General features: G+C 62.4%; 1 protein-coding gene. It reads right to left on the bottom strand.

Going from position 1 to position 218, the window contains the following annotated elements; translation table 11 throughout:
- On the bottom strand, positions 1 to 218 hold a 218-nt coding region (locus tag GRB80_RS16185), incomplete at both ends, for an IS66 family transposase (RefSeq protein ID WP_161424444.1).

Raw genomic sequence — 218 nt, 5'->3', positions numbered from 1 at the left:
GCGTAAGGCTCGTGGCCGTTCAGCTTGGCGCACTGGATCAGGCTCATGATGGTGGCGGCGCGCTGGCCACTGCGCAGTGATCCAGCGAACAGCCAGTTGGAACGTCCGAGCGCCCAGGGACGAATCAGGTTTTCCACCCGGTTGTTGTCGATGGGCAATCCACCGTCATCGAGGTAGCGCGTCAGCGCCGCCCAACGCTTCAAGCTGTAATCCAACGC

The organism is Halomonas icarae (assembly GCF_009901955.1).
Lineage (GTDB): Bacteria > Pseudomonadota > Gammaproteobacteria > Pseudomonadales > Halomonadaceae > Halomonas > Halomonas icarae.
This window is presented reverse-complemented; position numbering and strand designations above follow the sequence as displayed.